This window comes from Mycolicibacterium lacusdiani (assembly GCF_021916785.1).
In the GTDB taxonomy this organism is placed as follows: Bacteria; Actinomycetota; Actinomycetes; order Mycobacteriales; family Mycobacteriaceae; genus Mycobacterium; species Mycobacterium lacusdiani.
This window is the reverse complement of record NZ_JAKCFC010000001.1, coordinates 848,445-867,667: the sequence shown is the minus strand read 5'-3', so window position 1 is coordinate 867,667 and position 19,223 is coordinate 848,445. Positions and strand designations below refer to the sequence as shown.

General features: G+C 67.7%; 18 protein-coding genes. 13 read left to right on the top strand and 5 right to left on the bottom strand.

Features of this window, described 5'->3' with window-relative positions; all coding sequences use genetic code 11:
• The first annotated feature begins 4 nt into the window (after nt 1-4).
• From LOK44_RS04250 to LOK44_RS04215, 8 genes are all read left to right on the top strand, one after another.
• Nucleotides 5-898: an Lrp/AsnC family transcriptional regulator gene (locus tag LOK44_RS04250; RefSeq protein WP_237568771.1), complete on the top strand. Its 894-nt coding sequence runs from the start codon at nt 5-7 to the stop codon at nt 896-898.
• Nucleotides 899-927: 29 nt separating this feature from the next.
• Nucleotides 928-2,448: an ABC transporter substrate-binding protein gene (locus LOK44_RS04245; RefSeq protein ID WP_237568770.1), complete on the top strand. Its 1,521-nt coding sequence runs from the start codon at nt 928-930 to the stop codon at nt 2,446-2,448.
• A gap of 14 nt (nt 2,449-2,462) precedes the next feature.
• A complete protein-coding gene (locus tag LOK44_RS04240) occupies nt 2,463-3,431 on the top strand; it encodes an ABC transporter permease (protein WP_237568973.1) in 969 nt (322 codons plus the stop codon).
• The gene (locus LOK44_RS04235; RefSeq protein ID WP_237568769.1) at nt 3,428-4,312 is read left to right on the top strand and encodes an ABC transporter permease; all 885 of its coding nucleotides are present in this window, start codon (nt 3,428-3,430) and stop codon (nt 4,310-4,312) included. Before LOK44_RS04240 ends, LOK44_RS04235 begins: the two co-directional genes overlap by 4 nt.
• Complete coding sequence (locus LOK44_RS04230) at nt 4,309-5,934, top strand: dipeptide ABC transporter ATP-binding protein (protein WP_237568768.1); 1,626 nt, start codon at nt 4,309-4,311, stop codon at nt 5,932-5,934. The genes LOK44_RS04235 and LOK44_RS04230 overlap by 4 nt, the downstream gene beginning before the upstream one ends.
• 139 nt (nt 5,935-6,073) lie before the next feature.
• Nucleotides 6,074-7,786, top strand: a complete 1,713-nt coding sequence (locus LOK44_RS04225; RefSeq protein WP_237568767.1) for a hypothetical protein — start codon at nt 6,074-6,076, stop codon at nt 7,784-7,786.
• Nucleotides 7,787-7,829: 43 nt separating this feature from the next.
• The gene (locus LOK44_RS04220) at nt 7,830-8,561 is read left to right on the top strand and encodes a M15 family metallopeptidase (protein ID WP_237568766.1); all 732 of its coding nucleotides are present in this window, start codon (nt 7,830-7,832) and stop codon (nt 8,559-8,561) included.
• Nucleotides 8,562-8,645: 84 nt separating this feature from the next.
• On the top strand, nt 8,646-9,245 hold the full coding sequence (locus LOK44_RS04215; protein ID WP_237568765.1) for an NADPH-dependent FMN reductase: 600 nt from the start codon (nt 8,646-8,648) through the stop codon (nt 9,243-9,245).
• 16 nt (nt 9,246-9,261) lie between these two features.
• On the opposite strand, the gene LOK44_RS04210 is transcribed toward LOK44_RS04215, so the two are convergent.
• Entirely contained in the window at nt 9,262-9,873 is a 612-nt protein-coding gene (locus LOK44_RS04210; protein WP_237568764.1) for a TetR/AcrR family transcriptional regulator, read from the bottom strand.
• 101 nt (nt 9,874-9,974) lie between these two features.
• Here LOK44_RS04210 and LOK44_RS04205 point away from each other — a divergent pair, with 101 nt between their 5' ends.
• The 3 genes from LOK44_RS04205 to LOK44_RS04195 all read left to right on the top strand — a co-directional run bounded on the left by LOK44_RS04205 (nt 9,975) and on the right by LOK44_RS04195 (nt 12,777).
• Nucleotides 9,975-10,943, top strand: a complete 969-nt coding sequence (locus tag LOK44_RS04205; RefSeq protein ID WP_237568763.1) for an NADP-dependent oxidoreductase — start codon at nt 9,975-9,977, stop codon at nt 10,941-10,943.
• Nucleotides 10,944-10,980: 37 nt separating this feature from the next.
• Nucleotides 10,981-11,967: a zinc-dependent alcohol dehydrogenase family protein gene (locus LOK44_RS04200; protein WP_237568762.1), complete on the top strand. Its 987-nt coding sequence runs from the start codon at nt 10,981-10,983 to the stop codon at nt 11,965-11,967.
• Between the two features lie 144 nt (nt 11,968-12,111).
• A complete protein-coding gene (locus tag LOK44_RS04195) occupies nt 12,112-12,777 on the top strand; it encodes a cysteine hydrolase family protein (protein ID WP_237568761.1) in 666 nt (221 codons plus the stop codon).
• On the opposite strand, the gene LOK44_RS04190 is transcribed toward LOK44_RS04195, so the two are convergent.
• From LOK44_RS04190 to LOK44_RS04180, 3 genes are read right to left on the bottom strand one after another with little or no spacing between them, the layout of a single operon-like run.
• Entirely contained in the window at nt 12,774-13,223 is a 450-nt protein-coding gene (locus LOK44_RS04190) for a DUF5078 domain-containing protein (protein WP_372481188.1), read from the bottom strand. The genes LOK44_RS04195 and LOK44_RS04190 overlap by 4 nt on opposite strands.
• Nucleotides 13,224-13,258: 35 nt before the next feature.
• Nucleotides 13,259-16,162 carry an MMPL/RND family transporter gene (locus LOK44_RS04185; RefSeq protein WP_237568760.1) on the bottom strand — a complete coding sequence of 968 codons (2,904 nt, stop codon included), beginning with the start codon at nt 16,160-16,162 and terminating at the stop codon, nt 13,259-13,261.
• Nucleotides 16,159-16,590, bottom strand: a complete 432-nt coding sequence (locus LOK44_RS04180; RefSeq protein ID WP_163924462.1) for an MmpS family transport accessory protein — start codon at nt 16,588-16,590, stop codon at nt 16,159-16,161. Before LOK44_RS04180 ends, LOK44_RS04185 begins: the two co-directional genes overlap by 4 nt.
• 220 nt (nt 16,591-16,810) lie before the next feature.
• On the opposite strand from LOK44_RS04180, the gene LOK44_RS04175 reads away from it, so the two are divergent.
• Nucleotides 16,811-17,236 carry a DUF732 domain-containing protein gene (locus LOK44_RS04175; RefSeq protein WP_163924463.1) on the top strand — a complete coding sequence of 142 codons (426 nt, stop codon included), beginning with the start codon at nt 16,811-16,813 and terminating at the stop codon, nt 17,234-17,236.
• On the opposite strand, the gene LOK44_RS04170 is transcribed toward LOK44_RS04175, so the two are convergent.
• Nucleotides 17,237-18,436 carry a cytochrome P450 gene (locus tag LOK44_RS04170; RefSeq protein WP_237568759.1) on the bottom strand — a complete coding sequence of 400 codons (1,200 nt, stop codon included), beginning with the start codon at nt 18,434-18,436 and terminating at the stop codon, nt 17,237-17,239. It abuts the gene before it with no gap.
• Between the two features lie 134 nt (nt 18,437-18,570).
• Between LOK44_RS04170 and LOK44_RS04165 the strand changes: the two genes are divergently transcribed.
• The gene (locus LOK44_RS04165) at nt 18,571-19,215 is read left to right on the top strand and encodes a TetR/AcrR family transcriptional regulator (protein ID WP_237568758.1); all 645 of its coding nucleotides are present in this window, start codon (nt 18,571-18,573) and stop codon (nt 19,213-19,215) included.
• Nucleotides 19,216-19,223 lie beyond the last annotated feature (8 nt).

Sequence of the window (19,223 nt, the reverse complement as noted above, 5' to 3'; positions counted from 1 at the left end):
GGGGATGGACGAGGTCGACGAGGCCATCGTGGAACTGCTGGAGGTCGACGGCCGCCTCACCCACCGCGAGATCGCGCGCCGGGTGGGGCTGTCCCGCTCGGCGGCGGCAGCACGTACGCAACGCCTGATCGCCAGCGGACAGGTCGTGGTGCGCGGTGTCGTGCACCCGGCGGTGATCGGGCGCGGGGCGCTCGCCCACGTGGGCCTCGTCGTGAACGGCCCTGCCGCCGCCGTCGCCGCCGACATCGCCCGCCGTGACGACGTGCCGTTCCTATCGCTCACCACCGGCCGGCACGGACTGGTCGTCGAGGTGCGCGCGGCCTCGCCCCGCGACATCGACCGGTCCATCGGCGAGTTGCGCGCCCACCCCGGTGTCGTCGCGGTCGACACCCTGACCTACGTCGAGTTGATCCGCGACGTGGTCGGCCCGGTCGGCGACGTCACCACCGACGTGGACGACGTCGACGTCGCGCTACTGCGGGCGCTGCAGGACGACGGCCGCGCGTCCTACGTGGAATTGGCCGAGGTGGTCGGGTTGTCACCGGCCGGCGCGCGCCGCAGAGTGGTCCGGTTGCTCGACGCGCAGGTGCTCCGCATCGGTGCGGTGGTTCGGCACTCGGGTCGCGACATGCAGAGCGCCATGGGCTTCGGCGTCCGGCTGTGCGGCGACGACCGCGACGTGCTGGACCTGCTGGCGGGCATGGGATCGGTCATCTTCGTGGCGCGCACGCTGGGACGGTTCGACGTCCTGGTCACGGTGCGCGGCTTCTCGACCGGTCACCTCGTCGAGACGCTCGACGCGGTGCGGGCCCTGCCCACCGTCAGCGCCGTGGAGAGTTGGACCCACCTGGAGGTGGTCAAGGAGACGTACGCGTCGGGTCTCGACGTCGGCGTGTAGATGATCGCCCGGGTGGGTAACCGCCCCGAATGCGCTGGCTCGCCACGTTCGTTGCTGCCGTGGTGGCGCTCACCCTCACGTCCTGCGCGAGTGCGCAACGCGTCGACCTGGGTGACTCGGCAGGAAACCTCATCGCCGCCATTGCCGGGGAGCCCGACCAGCTGGACCCGCAGAAGACCAGCTCGTACTTCTCGTTCGAGGTGCTGGAGAACGTCTTCGACACGCTCGTCGAACCCGACGAGAACCTCGAGATGCGACCTGCGCTCGCCGACTCGTGGACCGTGTCGCCGGATCAACTCACCTGGACGTTCCGGCTGCGCGACGGCGTGACGTGGCATGACGGCAGTCCGTTCACCGCCGACGACGTCGTGTACTCCTATCGACGCATCATCGACGAGAAGCTCTCCAACGTCGACAAGTTCAGCGCCGTCACCGAGGTCACCGCGCCCGACCCCTCGACCGTCGTCATCCGGGTGAAGGAGCCGACGCCGAACCTGCTGACCAATCTGGGCGGCTTCAAGGGCATGGCCATCGTGTCGCGCCGCAACGTCGAAAGTGGGGACATCGCAACGCGTCCCATGGGAACGGGGCCGTTCTCCTTCGCCTCGCAACGCAGCGGTGACTCCATCACGCTCTCGGCGAATCCGAACTACTGGGGCGGCGCTCCGAAGGTCCCCGGCGTGACCTACCGGTTCATCTCCGAGCCCTCCACCGCCCTGTCCGCGTTGCAGGCAGGCGAGGTCGACTGGACCGATTCCATTCCGGCGCAACGCGTCGAGCAGTTGCGCAACGACGACTCGATCCACCTCGCGGTGACGCCTAGCAACGACTACTGGTACTTCGCGCTCAATCAGGCCAGGGCACCGTGGAACGACGTGCGGGTGCGCCGGGCCATCGCCTACGCCATCGACCGCGACGCGATCGTTCAGGCCACCAGTTACGGGACTGCCGTCGCGAACCAGTTGGCGATCCCCGAGGGCAACCCCTGGTACGTCCGCTACGACCAGTACCGGTACGACCTCGACGAGGCCAAGCGTCTACTCGACGAATCCGGGGTGCGGCCCGCCACGCTCGACATGCTCGTCACCAGCGAGTACCCGGAGACCGTGACGGCCGCACAGGTGGTCGCCGACAACCTGGCGGCACTGGGCATCTCGGTGAACATCCGCACCGTCGACATGGCGACCTGGCTCGACGAACAGAACACCGGCAACTTCGACATGCTGATGATGGGCTGGCTCGGCAACATCGACCCCGACGACTTCTACTACGCCCAGCACCACACCGGTGGCTCGAACAACGCGCAGAAGTTCTCCGACCCCGAGGTCGACCGCCTCCTCGACGCCGGGCGCGTGGAGACCGCCCGGGACGCCCGCGCCGACGACTACGCGAAGGCGGCGGTCCAGATCGCCGACCAGGTCAGCTACATCTACCTGTACAACCCCTCGGTCATCCAGGGCTGGACGCCCGACCTCACCGGTTACGAGGCGCGTCGCGACGGTGCGATCCGCTTCCGCACCGCGACGGTGAGTGATGCGGTGAGCCAGTGAGCCCGTCGAAGACCCTGCCGCCGTTGCTGACTCACCCCGTTCTGCGATTCTTGGCGCGCCGCGTCGCCTACTCGCTGGTGGTGCTCGTCGGCGTGCTGATCGTGGTCTTCGCGCTGGTGCATCTGGTCCCGGGCGACCCGGTGCGGATCGCCCTGGGAACGCGGTACACCCCGGAGGCGTACGGCGCGCTGCGGGCGGCCAGCGGCCTGGATCAGCCACTGCTCCAACAGTTCTTCGGCTACGTGACCTCCGCGGTCCGCGGCGACCTCGGGGTCAGCTTCCGCAACGGCGATCCCGTCGCCGGGATCCTCGTGGAACGTCTGCCCGCCACGTTGTCGCTGGCCGCGGTGGGCATCGTGATCGCATTGCTGATCGCGCTACCCGCGGGCATCTGGTCCGCGCTGCGGGAGGGCCGGCTCAGCGACGCAATCGTGCGGGTGACCACTCAGTTCGGCGTCTCGATACCCGACTTCTGGATGGGAATCCTGCTGATCGCACTGTTCTCCACCACGTTGGGCTGGCTGCCGACGTCCGGATACCGGCCGCTGTTCGACGACCCCGGCGGGTGGCTGTCGCACGTCATCCTGCCGGGTCTCACCGTGGGCCTGGTCGCCGGTGCGATCATGACGCGCTACGTGCGATCGGCCGTATTAGACGCCAGTGCAACGGGATACGTCCGGACGGCGCGGTCGAAGGGGCTACCGCCCGCGGTGGTCACGTTCCGGCACACCGTGCGCAACGCCCTGGTCCCCATCCTCACGATCACCGGTATCCAGCTCGCCACGATCCTGGGCGGCGTCATCGTCGTCGAGGTCGTGTTCGCCTGGCCGGGACTGGGCCGGTTGGTCTACAACGCCGTCGCCGCGCGCGACTACCCCGTCATCCAGGGCGCGGTGCTCCTGATGGCCGCACTCTTCCTTCTGATCAACCTCCTGGTGGACCTGCTGTACGCGGTCGTCGATCCCAGGATCAGGCTGTCATGACCGACGCCGAGAACACCCGCGTCACGTCGTGGCGCCTGCTGCTGTCCAACCCGGTGACGATGGTCAGCGCGGTGCTGCTCGCCGCGGTCGCGATCATCGCAGTGGCCGCGCAGTGGATCGCCCCCTACGGCGTCAACGACGTCGACGTGCCCAGCGCACTTGCGGGTCCGAGCGCCCAACACTGGTTCGGCACCGACGAACTCGGGCGGGACGTGCTGTCGCGCGTGCTGGTCGCGGTGCAGGCCTCGATGCAGGTGGCGGTCGTGAGCGTCGCGTTCGCCGTCGTCGTCGGCGTCACGGTGGGTGTCGTCGCCGGCTACCGCGGGGGCTGGGTCGACACCGTCTTCATGCGCGTGGTCGACGTCATGTTCGCGTTCCCAGTGCTCCTGCTGGCGCTGGCCATCGTCGCGATCCTGGGGCCGGGGATCACGACGACCATGCTGGCCATCGGCGTGGTCTACACCCCGATCTTCGCCCGGGTGGCACGAGCCAGCACGCTGTCGGTGCGCGTCGAGCCGTACGTCGCGGTGTCGCGCACGATGGGCACCGGCCACGGCTACATCCTGGCCCGCCACGTCCTGCCGAACATCGCGGGACCGCTCATCGTGCAGACCTCGCTGTCGCTGGCCTTTGCGATCCTGTCCGAGGCGGCGCTGTCGTTCCTGGGCCTTGGCATCCAACCGCCCGAACCGTCGCTGGGGCGGATGATCTTCGACTCGCAGGGCTTCGTCACCCTGGCGTGGTGGATGGCCATCTTCCCTGGGGCGGCGATCTTCGTGATCGTGTTGGCGTTCAACCTGTTCGGCGACGGCCTGCGCGACGTCCTCGACCCCAAGCAGCGCTCGGTGGCCGAGATCAGGCGAATGGAGCGGCGCCAGTGACGCCTGCACTCGAACCCGTTCTGGACGTCGTCGACCTGAAGGTGCGAATCGGCAGGCGCGAGATCGTGCGCGGGGTATCGCTGCGCGTCGAGCGCGAGCAGACCCTGGGCATCGTCGGAGAGTCCGGATCCGGGAAGTCGATGACCGTCCTCGCGGCCACCGGTCTGCTCGACACGCCCGCCGCCGTGGTCACGGGCACCAGCACGCTGGGGGCGCGGGACGATGCGACGGCCATCGAGCTGGTCGGTGCGTCGGCGCGCACGCTGCGCACCGTGCACGGCGGCCGGATCGGCTTCGTGTTCCAGGACCCCGGTACGTCGCTCAACCCGATGCTGACCCTGGAACGGCAGATCACCGAATCGCTCGAGGCGCACCGTCGCGTCACACGTCGCGAGGCCACCGCCCGCGCACTGGAACTGCTCGACGCCGTCGGCCTGCCCGACCCTCAGTCGCGACTACGCTCCTACCCCCACCAGCTTTCGGGCGGACAGCGCCAGCGCGTGATGATCGCGATCGCCCTGGCATGCGATCCCGAACTGCTCGTCGCCGACGAACCCACCACGTCGCTCGACGTCACGACCCAGGCCCAGATCATCGAGCTCGTGCGCGCGCTGCAACACGACTTCGGCACCGCCGTGATCTGGGTGAGCCACGACCTCGGGGTGATCGGGCAGGTCGCCGACGACGTCACCGTGTTGCGCGACGGCGAGGCCGTCGAGCAGGCGCCGATCCTCGACGTGTTCGACCGCCCGCGCGACCAGTACACCCGCGACCTGCTGTCAGCCCGCCCCGTGATCGGAGCGCACCGACCGGAGCCGATCTCCGACGACGCCCCCGTGCTGCTGGCGGTCGAGGGCCTCGACGTCCGCTTCCCCGTCACGTCGCCCACCGGGCGCACCACCGTGCACGCGGTGCGCGATCTGTCGTTCCAGATTCGGCGGGGCGCCACCCTGGGGCTGGTTGGGGAATCCGGGTCAGGCAAGTCGACGGTCGCGGCGGCGCTCACCGGGCAGGTGACACCCGAGGCGGGCACGGTGCGCCTCGACGGTGCCGACGTCCTCGCCCGGCATCGCCGCGCCGACAAGGCGCTGCGCCGTCGCATCGGGTTGGTGTTCCAGGACCCGTTCTCCTCGCTGGACCCGCGCGCGCCGGTGGGCTCGGCCATCGGGGAGCCGTTGCGCGTGCACCGCCTGGCCGCAGATCGCGCCGGCCGCAAGGCGCGCACCGCCGAACTGCTCGACCTCGTCGGGCTGCCCACGTCGTTCGCATCGCGGTATCCCCACGAACTGTCGGGGGGTCAGCGCCAGCGGGTGAGCATCGCCCGCGCGCTGGCGCTGGAACCCGATCTGCTGATCCTCGACGAGTCGACGGCATCGCTCGACGTCTCGGTTCAGGCACGGGTCCTCGACCTGTTGGCCGAACTGCAGCGCGACCTGACGCTGACCTATCTGTTCATCGGCCACGACCTCGCGGTGATCCAGCGGATGAGCCACGACGTGCTGGTCATGCGGGACGGCCGGGCGGTCGAGCAACGCCCCGCATCGGACCTGTTCTCGGCGCCGAAGGACGACTACACCCGGGCCCTTCTGGCGGCGGTGCCGCCCGCTCGTCCCCGCGTGTAACGAAACCTCCGCACTGGCGATGATCATGGGGTAGGGAGCGCCGGGTAGCTGCTGGTTCAGGGACCAGCGTCGGGGGATGGCTGCTGGGCAGAAGTGGCGGAGACGCCATGCTCCTTGGGATCGAAGGAGTTATGCGTACATGCGTGCACCACGAGCAGGACTGAACAACAAGCGAATCGCCGCCGCGGTGGCGTCCGGAGTGGTGGTGTCGCTTACGGCGCTCACCGCAGGCGTCGCCCCGGCGCTGGCCGCCCCGGGCGACGGTCCAAGCGGGCCGACCACGACGATCGTCGAATTAGAACCCGAGGTGTCCGCACCGGAGGAGTCCGGGTCGGGTGATGGCGAGGGATCCGGGCGCGGTGAGTCGGCCGACGAGGGACCCGCCGTCCCGACGCAGACCGCCGCACCCGAGCCCGCGGTCGAGGCGCCCCCGGTCGTGGAGGCGCCCCCGGTGGTCGAGGCACCGCCGATCGTGGAGGCCCCCCGCCAGACTCAGGCACCCAAGCCCGAGACCCAGGCGCCCAAGCCCGCCCCCGAAACGAAGACGCAGGCTCCTGCCACGGAGCCGAAGGCGACCGTTCCTCCGAGCACTGCCGCACCGAGCACCGCCGCGCCGAGTTCTGCCGCGAAGCCGCCGACCACGACGGCCACCACGGTCGCCCCGCCCGCTTCGCGTGAGGCGTCGCCCTCGAGTGAGGCACCGGGCAGCGCACCGGCTGCCGCGGATCCGTCCGCGGCGTCGCAGGCTCCCGCCACCTCGGCCGACGAGTCGGCCTCGACGAGCCCCGAGCCCGCCGACGGCGAGACGTCCGAGTCGTCGAGTGAGCCCTCGTCGTCGGAATCCGAATCCGCCGCCACGTCCGAGCGTTCGGACGCGGGGGAGACGGTGTCGTCGAGCGTGTCCGAAGCGGCCCGGGCCATCGAGACGTTGCAGCCCGAGACGCTCGAAGCGCCTGCCGAGGACGTTCGGGTCGCCAAGACCGCGAAGGTCGTCGAGCTGCCGAAGCCCGAGCCGGCGCCCAAGGCGGACATCGAGGCCATCGCAAAGGCAATCGACCTGCAGGACTTGCAGCGGGAGATCCGCCAGGGCGATCGCATCAACGACGCCGCCCGCATCGACGACGACGTGCGCCGCGTCGGCCTGTGGGACCGCAACGTCCGCCAGTGGCGTCCGGACTGGGTGGAGTACGACGAGTACTACCGTCCCGTCCTGGCCAACCCGTACCGCGACCCGGTCCGCATCATCTACGTGTACGAGAACGTGCAGCGGATCGCGTACATACCGCCGTTGTCGCGCATCGTCCTCGAGGTCGCACAGTTCGCGGCCTACAGCTTCACCGCGGTCGTCATGAACGCGGTGAACACGGCGGTCAACGTGGCGGTCGGCAGCTTCTTCGGGGGCGGCTTCTTCCCGGGCGTCGGCCTGCCGTTCCCACCGCCGCCGCGACCGGTGGCGCGCTACGACAACGTTCCGGTTTTCGTGAACTACTCGCAGGCCCAATACGAGCCCTTCCGCGTGCAGCGCATCGTCGACGTCGGCGATGATCCCCGCTTCGGCGAGCGCCAAGTGCTCCTCGACGGAGTGACCCCGGCATGGGGCGTCTGGAACCAGACGCCAACGGGTGAGCGGCAGTTCGAGGTGCACCGGACCCAGCAATTCCCGGGTCTGGATCAGCCGAGCGAGGCGCCGCTGCCCGGTGACTACCAGCTTCGGCTGCTGTCGGACCAGTCGGCGTCCGACGGGTTCAACCGCAGGGACGTCTACCTGATGGCAGCGGCCGGGCTCTGCGCGGCGCTGAGCATCGGTGCCGTGGTGGTCGCCATGGCGATGGGCCGCCGCAGAAACGCCTGAGGTAGACACGCCCAGTCGGGGGTGCTCTGGCACTCGCAGGGCCGTGACGGTCGCGACGCTCGTCGCGGCCGTCACGGTCGTCGTGCAGTGCTCGCCCGCACCGCCCGCGGCGGGCCCGACGTCGTCGCCCAGCATCTCCACCACGGCGGCCCCGAACCCGGAGATCCCGAGGACGATCACCCGACCGCGAACGCCCACCCGGACGACGCCGGTCACCGCGCCCGCGGCCGTATACCCGGTCACCGCAACCGAACTCGGGGCCACCTGGCGACCCGGTTGTCCCGTGCCACCCGAACGGCTGCGACGGGTGAACCTCGACTACCTCGGCTTCGACGGCCGCACCCATCGCGGTGATCTGGTGGTCGCCGAGGGCCTGGTGGGCGACGTCATCGACGTCTTCGCCGAGCTGTACCGCCTGCGATTTCCGATCGAGCGGATGCGGACGGTCGACCACTACCCGGGTGCCGAGGACGAACTGTCGATGCGCGACGACAACACCTCGGCGTTCAATTGCCGGCGGCTCCCCAGCGGATCGGGCTGGTCGCTGCACGCGCTCGGCCGGGCCGTCGACGTCAACCCGCTGCTGAACCCGTACGTCGACAGTCGGGGGAACCTGGAGCCCGCGACCGCCGGTCCCTTCGTCGACCGCTCGCGGCGCGACCCGGGGATGCTGCACGCCGGCGATCCGGCAGTGCGTGCGTTCACGAGCCGGGGGTGGCGATGGGGTGGCGACTGGCGCACCCCCAAGGACTACCAGCACTTCGAGAAGCGCTGAGTTCTCCCGGAATAGATGGGGAATCATCCCCGTTTATTTGGTCGGGCTGCCAGAAGGCTGCCCGCCGAACGTCAGGAGACCCACATGACCAGGATCGCCGTGATCATCACCAGCACCCGCCGGGACCGCTTCGCCGATCGACCGGCGGCGTGGGTGACGGAGCGTCTGCGGCGCGAGGGGCGAGACGTCGACGTGATCGACATGCGCGACCATGACCTGCCGAGCTTCGACGGCCCGTCGCCGATGTATGCGCCGCGTCAGTACGCGACACCGGCGATCGCAGAGTTCGGGCGACACATCGACGAGGCCGACGCGTACATCGTGCTCGCCAGTGAGTACAACCACGGATATACCGGAGTGTTCAAGAACGCGGCCGACCACCTGTTCGCAGAATGGGACCGCAAGCCGATCGCCTTCGTCGGATGGGGAAACGTCGGCGGTGCGCGCGCGGTGGAGCAGTTGCGCTCCGTGGCAATCGAGTTCGGGATGGCGCCCATCCGTCCCGCAGTGCACATCCTGCCGGACGTGCTGGTGCCTGCGATGACGGCGCCCACCTACGATGCCGGACTCTTCGCAGCCCTCGATTCGAAGCTCGACGCGCTGATCGCGGAATTAGCATGGTGGACAAACGCCCTGAGTCGGGGTCGCGAACCCGCATCTGGCGTCGTCGCTGCGCAGGCGTGATCTCCGCAGGTGCCGCTCAAGCGTGCAACGCCCGTCGGATCTCGGTATCGGTCGGAGCGGGTGGCATCTCGACGAGTACCTCGTGAGAGATGAGACCTGCCAGCCACAACGCGACCAGTCGGGCGCTGGCCCCCGGGGCGTCCTCGGCGGTCCGGTGGATCAGTCCGGCGTTGGCGATCAAGAGCACCGCGAGGTCAGCCGGGGACGCGTCGGCGCGCACCTGGCCAGTGCCCACCGCGCGCTCGAACACCGTGGCGATGGCTCGGTAGTGCCGGGCCCGTAGTTCCTCGACGTGGGGCGACAGCGGTCGCAGCGATGCCAGCAGGTCGGCCAACCCTCGGTTGGTGGCCTGCAGCGCGCAGGTGGCGATGACGCAGTCCCGCAACGCAGTCACCGGATCGTCCGCCCTGGCAGCGTCTTCGGCCAGTGCGCAGTAGCGCTCGAGGTGGCCGGTGTAGACCTCGGCGAGCAACTTCTCGCGGGTGGGGAAGTGCCGGTACAACGTGGCGTTGCCGGTGCTCGCGCGTCGCGCGATCTCGTTCAGCGACACGTCCACGCCCTGTTCGGCGTACACCGCCTCGGCGGCGGCCAGCACCGCGGTCCGATTGCGTTGCGCGTCAGCACGCACCTGGGGCTCCTTGGGCTCGAGCGGAATATCTGGGGAGACATCCCCGTTTGGATCCTACGTCGGATGAGTGGGGGAGTGGTCCCCGATTGGGAGGTGAAGTCATGAGGGCAGTCGTGGTCACCGAATACGGCGGTCCGGAGGTCCTTCGGCAGGTGGACGTCGACGAGCCCCACGCCGGACCCGGCCGTCTCCGCGTCAGGGTGCACGCCGCCACCGTCAATCCCGCCGATGCGCTGCTGCGAATCGGTGACATCGACGACGCGTTGCGCGCGAGCACATTGTCGCCGCCGTACCGTCCGGGCATGGAGGTGGCCGGGCTCGTCGACGAGATCGGACCGGGCACCCCCACCGGTGTCGGCATCGGCGATCGAGTCATGGCGATCGTCATGCCGATCGACGAGTCCGGCGGCGCCTACGCCGAGTACGTGGTCGTCGAAGCGGACCAGGTCACTCTCGCGCCGGCCGGGAGCAGCCACGCCGAGGCGGCCACGTTGCCGATGAACGGGCTCACGGCTCGCCGGGCGCTCGACGTGTTGCACCTGGCCCCGGGCGAGACCCTCGGCGTCACCGGTGCTGCGGGTGCGGTCGGTGGCTACGTCGTTCAGCTGGCGAAGGCCGACGGGCTACGGGTGGTCGCCGATGCTGCGCCCGCAGACGAACGACTCGTATCGGCTCTCGGCGCGGACGAGATCGTCCCGCGCGGACCCGATGTGGGACAGGGGATTCGACGGCGCCACCCCGGAGGGATAGGGGCCGTCGTCGACGCCGCACTCCAAGGCGACGAGGTACTGCCTGCGTTGCGCGACGGCGGTCAGATCGCCATCGTTCGTCGCCCCGGCGAGCGCGGCACCTCAACGCTGCATCCCGATCGCGGCATCACCGTCCGCGACGTGTGGGTGCCCGACTACACCCACGCCACCGGCAAGCTCGACGGCCTTCGGATGCTGGCCGAGCAAGGCAAGCTCACCCTGCGAGTGGCACGGACGTTCCCCGCCGAGGATGCCGCCACGGCACACCGTCTGCTCGAAGCAGGCGGCGTCCGTGGCCGACTCGTCCTCGTCTTCGACTGACCGCTCTCATGATGACAGCTGACTCCGAGGAGACACCATGCGTGCCGCAGTCCTGACCGCCTACGACGCTCCGCTGCACATCACTGAGATCCCCGATCCCACCCCCGGCCCCGGTGAAGTCCTGTTGCGAGTCATGGCAAGCGGGGTGAATCCGCTCGACACCAAGGTCCGCCGAGGCGCGGCCGCACACGCGAAGACGATGCCGCCGGCAATTCTCGGCATCGACACGGCCGGTGTGGTCGAGGCCGTCGGGGCTGGTGTGGACCAATTCCAAATCGGCGACGAAGTGTTCGGCATGACCGGTGGAGTTGGCGGCGTGCCGGGATCGCTGGCCGAACTGGCTGCCGTCGACGCGCGGTTGATCGCGCACAAGCCCAAGGCGCTGTCCATGGCACAGGCAGCGGCCCTTCCACTGGGCTTCATCACGTCATGGGAGGGGCTGGTCGACCGCGCAGGCGTCGCCCCTGGCGACCAGGTGCTCGTCCACGGCGGAGCAGGCGGGGTCGGATTCCTCGCAATACAGCTCGCCATCGCCCGCGGCGCACGGGTCTTCGCCACCGGGAGTCCCAGGAGCCTGGAGGTGATCCGCCGGGTCGGGGCCACGGCCATCGATTACACGACGACCGCCGTCGACGACTACGTCGACGAATACACCGGGGGAGACGGCTTCGACATCGTGGTCGACAACGTCGGCGGCGCCACCCTCGATGAATCGTTCTCCGCAGTCAAGCGCTACACGGGACACGTCGTCAGCGCACTGGGGTGGGGCACCCACAGCTTGGCGCCCCTGTCCTTCCGCGGAGCCACCTACTCGGGCGTCTTCACCTTGATGCCGCTGCTGACCGGCCATGGCCGAGATCATCACGGCCACATCGCGTCTCAGGCGGCCGCGCTGGCTGACAGTGGCCGGCTGGTCCCGCGACTGGACGACACGACCTTCACCCTCGCCGATGTCGACGACGCCCACGAGACCGTCGGGAACGGCACTGCATCGGGGAAGGTGATCGTGCTGCCACAGCTCTAGCGCAGCGTCGATACCGGCTAGCAGCTATCTGGCACACGGGCCAGCAGGTGCCCGTGATGGGTGCGAACCCTGACGACGTCAGCCGCCGATGGGGGAATCATCGATGCATACCCGAGATTGGCCCTAGGTGAAGAGGCACTGGAAATGAACTGGAACCCACGCGACACCGCCGTCGTGTTCATCGATCCGCAGAACGACGTCCTGAGCCCGGCCGGAATCAACTGGGCCGCAACGGGTGACAGCGTCACGGAGAACGACACCGTCGCCCACATGCTCACCCTCTTCCAAGCCGCGAAGGCCGCGTCGTACCCGATGTTCATCTCACCGCACTACTTCTATCCCACCGACCACCGCTGGCTGTTCAACGGTCCACTCGAGTCCGACGAACTGCGCACCGGCACGTTCGACCGGCCAGGCCCCCTGAATCTCGACGGGCTCACCGGCTCGGGAGCCGACTGGCTCGACGAGTTCAAGCCCTACATCGAGGACCCCGACACGGTCGTCGTCAGTCCGCACAAGGTGTTCGGCTCGCAGACCAACGACTTGGTGCTGCAGCTGCGCAAACGACGGATCAACCGGGTCCTGCTCGGGGGGATGCTCGCGAACATGTGCGTCGAATCGCACCTGCGCGATCTCCTCGAACAGGGCTTCGAGGTCTACGTCGTCCGCGATGCCATCGCAGGTCCCCGTCACCCGGAATGGGGCGACGGTTACCAGGCCGCTCTGGTCAACTATGCGTTCCTCGCCCACGGAGTGGTCTGGACCGAGGACGTCGTCAACGCCATGCAGGCCACCGCGGACGTCGGTTAGCGCGCGACCGGCCAGGCCCACACCGACATGTCGCCACGCGGGTAGTTCATGCAGACGTCGGTGGCCTTGGCGACCACGCCCTTGTTGTTGAAGAAGACCTTCGCCCAGTTGCCCCAGCGCTGAGCCATCGGTTCGCCGAAGACGTGGGTGGCGATGTACTCGGAGTAGCCGCGCCGGTCGAAGGCGTTGAGCGAGTAGAACCAGTGGATCCGGTCCACGGCGCCCTGCTGCACGTCGGCAGGCCGGTTGTTCTTGTCGATGATGTAGCGCTCGAAGTACACCGGGCTGGTGTCGCGCACGGCGGCCAGGTATTGCTCGGCGTCGCACGACGTCTCGATCTGTCGCTTCGGGATGGGGTAGTCGTCCGTGGAGTCGGCGACCGCGGGCGCGGCGAACACCGTCGCCGCGATCCCGCACGTAGCGGCCAGCAGGCCGCCCCGACGCATCAGATTGCGCGTGCCCATCATGTTGCTCCTCGTCGTCATGCGGTGGGAACCGGTTCGGGGTCCTTGGACGACGGCGGAGGCGTCGGCCACGGAGCGGGTAGGGGTCGTGTCCGGACGTTCTGCGGCCACCAGAACCACCGTCCGAGCAGTGCGGCGATGGACGGCATCATCAGCGAGCGCACGATCAGCGTGTCGAACAGCAGACCCAGACCGATCGTGGTGCCGACCTGGCCGATCACGGTCAGCTCGCTGACCGCCATCGACATCATCGTGAACGCGAACACCAGGCCCGCCGACGTGACCACCGACCCGGTACCGCCCATGGATCGGATGATGCCGGTGTTCAAGCCCGCGTGTATCTCTTCCTTGAAGCGCGCGACCAACAACAGGTTGTAGTCGGCGCCCACGGCGAGCAGGATGATCACCGCCATCGCCATGACCATCCAGTGCAGTTCGATGCCTAGGATGTGCTGCCAGATCAGGACCGACAGGCCGAACGATGCGCCCAGTGAGAGCACCACCGTTCCGACGATCACCGCCGAGGCGACGACGCTTCGGGTGATCAGCAACATGATGATGAAGATCAGCGCCAGCGCGGAGATGCCCGCGATCAGCAGGTCGTAGTCGTTGCCGTCGGACATGTCCTTGAACACCGCGGCCGTACCGCCGAGGTAGACCTTCGAGCCCTCCAGCGGCGTGCCCTTGATGGCCTCCTTGGCGGCGTTCTTGATGCGGTCGATCCGCTCGATGCCCTCTGGGGACATCGGGTCGCCCTCGTGCACGATCATGAAGCGCACCGACTTGCCGTCGGGCGAGATGAAGTTCTTCATGCCGCGCTTGAAGTCCTCGTTGTCGAAGATCTCCGGTGGCAGATAGAACGAGTCGTCGTTCATCGATGCGTCGAACGCCTCGCCCATCGCCGACGAGTTGTCCGAACCCTCGGCCTGCTGATCCTGCATGCCCTTCTGGGTGGCGTACTGCGTGAGCAGCATCGTCTTCATGGTCTTCATCGTCGTGATCATCTCGGGCATCAACGCGACCATCTGCGGCATCAGGGTGTCGAGCCGCTCCATGAGCGGCATCAACTGCTGGATGTCGTCGGTCATCGTGTTGATGCCGTCAAGGGTGTCGAATACCGATCTGATCGACCAGCAGACCGGGATGTTGTAGCACTTGGGTTCCCAGTAGAAGTAGTTGCGGATCGGGCGGAAGAAGTCGTCGAAGTTGGCGATGTTGTCGCGCAGTTCGGCGATGTCGACCGTCATGTTCTTCATCTGGCCGACCATCTCGTGCGTGACGCCCGCCATCTGCGCCGTCAGCGCCGACATCTTCGTCATCGAGTCGATGGTCGTCTGCATGTCGTCGGCTTGCTTCTTGATGTTCTCCATCATGTCCTGCATGTACTTCTCGTTCAGCTTCTGCGTGGTGCCCTGCATGCTGATCAGGAAGGGGATGGAGGTGTGCTCGATGGGCTTGCCGTCGGGCCGGGTGATGGTCTGCACCCGGGCGATGCCCTCCTCGCGGAAGACCGCCTTGGCGATCTTGTCGATGACGAGGAAGTCCGCCGAGTTGCGCAGGTCGTGATCGCTCTCGACCATCAGCAGCTCGGGGTTCATTCGGGACTGGGAGAAGTGCCGGTCCGCCGCCGCGTAACCCTGGTTGGCAGGCAGGTCCGCGGGCAGGTAGCTGCGGTCGTTGTAGTTGGTGCGGTAGCCGGGCAGTGTCAGCAGGCCGATCAGTGCCAGAGCGACGGTCGCCACCAGGATGGGTCCGGGCCAGCGCACCACCGCGGCACCGATCTTGCGCCAGCCGCGGGTGCGCAGTGCACGCTTGGGCTCGAGGAGACCGAACCGGCTGGCGATGGTGACGATGGCCGACCCGAGGGTCAGCGCGGTCAGCACGCAGACCACCATGCCGATGGCGAGCGGGACGCCGAGGGTCTGGAAGTAGGGCAGCCGGGTGAAGGACAGGCAGAACGTGGCGCCTGCGATGGTGAGGCCGGAGCCCAGCACGACGTGGGCGGTGCCACCGAACATCGTGTAGTACGCCTGTTCGCGGTCCTCGCCGATGCTTCGCGCTTCCTGATATCGGCCGATCAGGAAGATGGCGTAGTCGGTTGCCGCGGCGATCGCGAGCGTGACCAGCAGGTTGGTCGCGAAGGTCGACAGGCCGATGATCTCGTAGTAGCCGAGGAACGACACCACGCCGCGCGACGCCGCGAGCGAGAGCACCACCATGACCAGCGTCAACAGCACCGTGACGATCGACCGGTAGACGAGCAGCAGCATCACGATGATCACCGTGAACGTGGCGATTTCGATCATGGTCATGCTGCGGTCGCTGGCGATGTGCTGATCCGCGGCCAGCGCGGCGGGGCCTGTGACGTACGCCTTCACTCCGGCAGGGGGCTGAACCCCGTCGACGATCTCCTGGACGGCCTTGATGGAGTCGTTGGCGAGCGTCTCGCCCTGGTTGCCTGCGGTCTTGACCTGGACGTAGGCCGCCCTGCCGTCGGAACTCTGCGAACCGGACGCGGTGAGCGGGTCGCTCCAGAAGTCCTGGATGGACTGGACGTGTTCGGTGTCCTCGCGCAGCTTCTTGATGAGTTCGTCGTAGTAGGCGTGCGCCTCGTCGCCCAGCGGTTGCTCGCCCTCCAGGACGATCATCGCCGAGCTGTCGGACTCGCCCTCCTGGAAATTCTGGCCGACGCGCTTCATCGCGATCATCGACGGCGCATCGGCGGGACTCATCGACACCGCGCGCATCTGCCCGACGGTCTCGAGCTGCGGGACGATCACGTTCAGCACGGCGATCACCGCGACCCAGGCGATCACGATCGGGACGGCGAACATCCGGATCATCCGGGGGACGAACGGCTTCCCCTGGTGCTTCGCGGGTGGGAAGGCGTCGGTCGGCGGATCGTAGATCGGCGTCGTCATGCCGACTTCACCAGGCAGAATGTCTGGGCGTTCAAGCCGGTCGACGTCCTTTCTTCCTTCACCTCGTCATCGACGGTGACGCGGCAGGTGATCGAGCTGCCGTCGCCCTGGGCGACGATGTTCGGCTGTGCGGCGGCCGCGGTGGTCGACAGCGTCAGCGACCAGGGCAGCATCGCGCCGTCGACCCGCTGCGGCTTCGCGTCGAGGTCGAGGTAGTTGATGTCCGCGTAGGCACCCGGTTCGCCGAAGATCTCGTAGGTGACGACCTTGGGGTCGAACGGCTCAGGGTCATCGGCGAACTGGACCGGGGTAACGGTGATGCCCTCGGCGCCGAAGAACGTGCGGATGCGCTGGACGGTGAAACCTGCCACCGCCACGACCACGACTATGAGGAGTGGAATCCACGCCTTCTTCAGCAGGCCCGTCACCATTCCACCCGTCCATTCCCGTATGCGATGTTTCTCACCGATGTCTCAGCTGCGTCACAGATTAGCTAACGTAACTGATAGATTAGCCTAGTTAAGTTAATCGTGGCGACTCCCACTTCTACCTCCGTCGTGTGACGGGGACCACGCCCGTGCCGGGGTGGATCAATGGGGTTGCGACGCAAGTCAATCACGTCGGTCGTCGGATAGGGTAAGTCCACAAATGGGTACACATGCAATCCGCTGGGTCAGGGGAGTGGTCATCGCGACGCTGGGCGCCGCGACCGTCGCGTTGGCGGCTCCTGCCAGCGCCGATGTCGACACCGACTTCACCGCCGAACTCAACACGTACGGCATCTACGGGCAGAAGGACTACAACGCCTGGATCGGCAAGATCGTGTGCAAGCGCATGCGTACCGGGCTCGACGCCGACGCCTACGAGGCCGCCACCTTCCTCAAGCTGAATCTGCACAAGAAGAGCACCGAGCAGCAGGTCTACCAGTTCCTCGGTGGGGCCATCCGGTACTACTGCCCCGACCAGCAGGTCGTTCTCGACCGGTTGGCCGCCGGACAGACCGGCGGCGGTACCGCGCCGATCGACGAGGCCGATCCCGGACCCGCAGGCCCACCGCTGCCGTCCGAGCGCTAGTCACACCCTCGCCGGAAGGGCGTCGAATCCGCGCACCGCGGCCGTCGCCGTGAGCACCGCCCCATCGGGGTCGAGATCCCATTCCGGAAATCGCTTCAGGATCTCGTCGAGCGCAATGCGCCCCTCGAGACGTGCCAGCGACGACCCAAGGCAGTAGTGCGCGCCGACCCCGAACGCCAGATGGGCCCGCGTCTCCCGGTGGATGTCGAACACGTCGCCGTCGGGCGGGAATTGGCGGTGGTCGCGGTTGGCGGCGCCGACGAGCAACAGGATCGCGCTGCCCTCCGGCACCGTCTGACCGTGGTAGTCGACGTCGCGGGTGACGTACCGGCCGACGTTGGGGGCCGGCGGCTCGAAGCGCAGTAGTTCCTCGATCGCCCGGGGGATCAGTGAGCGGTCCTCGACCAGTTGCCGCCGCTGGTCGGGGTGATCGGAGAGCACCTTGCCCGCCCACCCGATCAGCCGCGTGGACGTCTCGTTGCCCGCGGTCGCGACGACGTTCAGGTACATCAGCAACTCGTCGCGGGTCAGCTTGCGGGTGACGCCGTGCTCGTCGGTGAACTCCACGGTGAGCAGGTCGGTCATGATGTCGTCGGAGGGATGGCGTGCCCGCCAGTCGACGTATTCGGCGAACACCTGGCCGGGGTCGAGGCCTTCGGACGCCATCTTCATCGGTTCGCCGCCCTCGGTCCTCATCTGCGCGTTGCCGTGATCCCGGATCGCCTCCTGGTCCGACTCGGGGATTCCCAGCAGCATGCCGATCGTCTTCATCGGCATCTGTGCACCGAGGTCGGCGATGAAGTCGAACCGGCCCGTCCCGACCAACGGGTCGAGGCTCTGGGCGCAGAAGGCCCGCACCTTCTCCTCGAGCGCGGCGATCTTGCGTGGGGTGAACATCCGTGCCACCAGCTTGCGATGGATGTCGTGGATCGGCGGGTCCTCGAAGACCAGCGTGCCCGACGGGATCTCGATGCCGGACTTGATGAGTTCCAGGATGACGCCGCGCGCCGAGCTGAACGTCCGATGATCGACCAGTGCCTTGCTGACGTCGTCGAACCGGCTCAGCGCGTAGAAGTCGTACTGCTCGTTGTAGTAGAGCGGCGCCTCCTCCCGCAGGCGCCGGTGCACCGGGTAGGGATCGCTGTTCAAGACCTGGTCGTAGGGATCGAAGTACACGTCTGCGGTGTCGGTGACCGTCATGTCCAACCTTCGGTTCGTGGGCCCCGTACCGCGGCCCGTTCCACTGACAACTGTCAGTGGTTGGCTGACGAATGTCAATGACCGGTGGGTCTGGCAGTTGACGGATGGCCGGGACGGGGGCTAATGATTGGCGGGTGGCACGCGTGCAGAGCAGGGCGGGAAAGGCCGGGGTGAGCGAGTCGCAGCGCAAGCCGACGGCGACGGATCTGCAGCGCCGCGAGACCCATGAGCGGATCTTCGGCGCCGCGATCGAGGAGTTCAAGCGGGCGGGCATGGCCGAGGCCGACATCGGGTCGATCGTCGCGGCAGCCGGCGTCGCCCGGGGCACCTTCTACTTCCACTTTCCCAGCAAGGAACACGTACTGCTCGAGCTGGAACGGCGGGAAGAGAAGCGCATCGCCGCCGAGATGACGCGGTTCGCAAAGACCTCCGATGCGCTACCCGATCTGCTGGCCGAGATCGTGCGGGTGGTCGTCGCCGCCGAACGCCGACTTGGTCACCTTTTGTTCAAAGACGTTCTCGCCGTGCACTTCTCACCCATGCGTCCACCCGACGACGAGTGGACCGACCACGCCATCATCGTGGTCCTCGTCGAGGAGATCGAACGCGCACGCGAGCGCGGCGAGGTGGACCCATCCGTCGACGCCAGCCTGAGCGCCATGTACTTCCTGCTCGGCCTGTATGCGCTGCTCACCACCACCCAGCAGTCCAAGGCAATCCGCACTTTCATGCTGGACAACTTCGTCGCGCAGGTCTGGCGCGGCATGGAAGCCCGGTAGCACGGTGA

Bases quoted from the DNA above. Each gene is read 5' to 3' on its own strand.
- LOK44_RS04250 (WP_237568771.1), top strand. From the start codon at position 5: ATGGACGAGGTCGACGAGGCCATCGTGGAACTGCTGGAGGTCGACGGC.
- LOK44_RS04245 (WP_237568770.1), top strand. From the start codon at position 928: ATGCGCTGGCTCGCCACGTTCGTTGCTGCCGTGGTGGCGCTCACCCTC.
- LOK44_RS04235 (WP_237568769.1), top strand. From the start codon at position 3,428: ATGACCGACGCCGAGAACACCCGCGTCACGTCGTGGCGCCTGCTGCTG.
- LOK44_RS04225 (WP_237568767.1), top strand. From the start codon at position 6,074: ATGCGTGCACCACGAGCAGGACTGAACAACAAGCGAATCGCCGCCGCG.
- LOK44_RS04215 (WP_237568765.1), top strand. From the start codon at position 8,646: ATGACCAGGATCGCCGTGATCATCACCAGCACCCGCCGGGACCGCTTC.
- LOK44_RS04205 (WP_237568763.1), top strand. From the start codon at position 9,975: ATGAGGGCAGTCGTGGTCACCGAATACGGCGGTCCGGAGGTCCTTCGG.
- LOK44_RS04200 (WP_237568762.1), top strand. From the start codon at position 10,981: ATGCGTGCCGCAGTCCTGACCGCCTACGACGCTCCGCTGCACATCACT.
- LOK44_RS04195 (WP_237568761.1), top strand. From the start codon at position 12,112: ATGAACTGGAACCCACGCGACACCGCCGTCGTGTTCATCGATCCGCAG.
- LOK44_RS04190 (WP_372481188.1), bottom strand. From the start codon at position 13,223: ATGCGTCGGGGCGGCCTGCTGGCCGCTACGTGCGGGATCGCGGCGACG.
- LOK44_RS04185 (WP_237568760.1), bottom strand. From the start codon at position 16,162: ATGACGACGCCGATCTACGATCCGCCGACCGACGCCTTCCCACCCGCG.
- LOK44_RS04175 (WP_163924463.1), top strand. From the start codon at position 16,811: ATGGGTACACATGCAATCCGCTGGGTCAGGGGAGTGGTCATCGCGACG.
- LOK44_RS04170 (WP_237568759.1), bottom strand. From the start codon at position 18,436: ATGACGGTCACCGACACCGCAGACGTGTACTTCGATCCCTACGACCAG.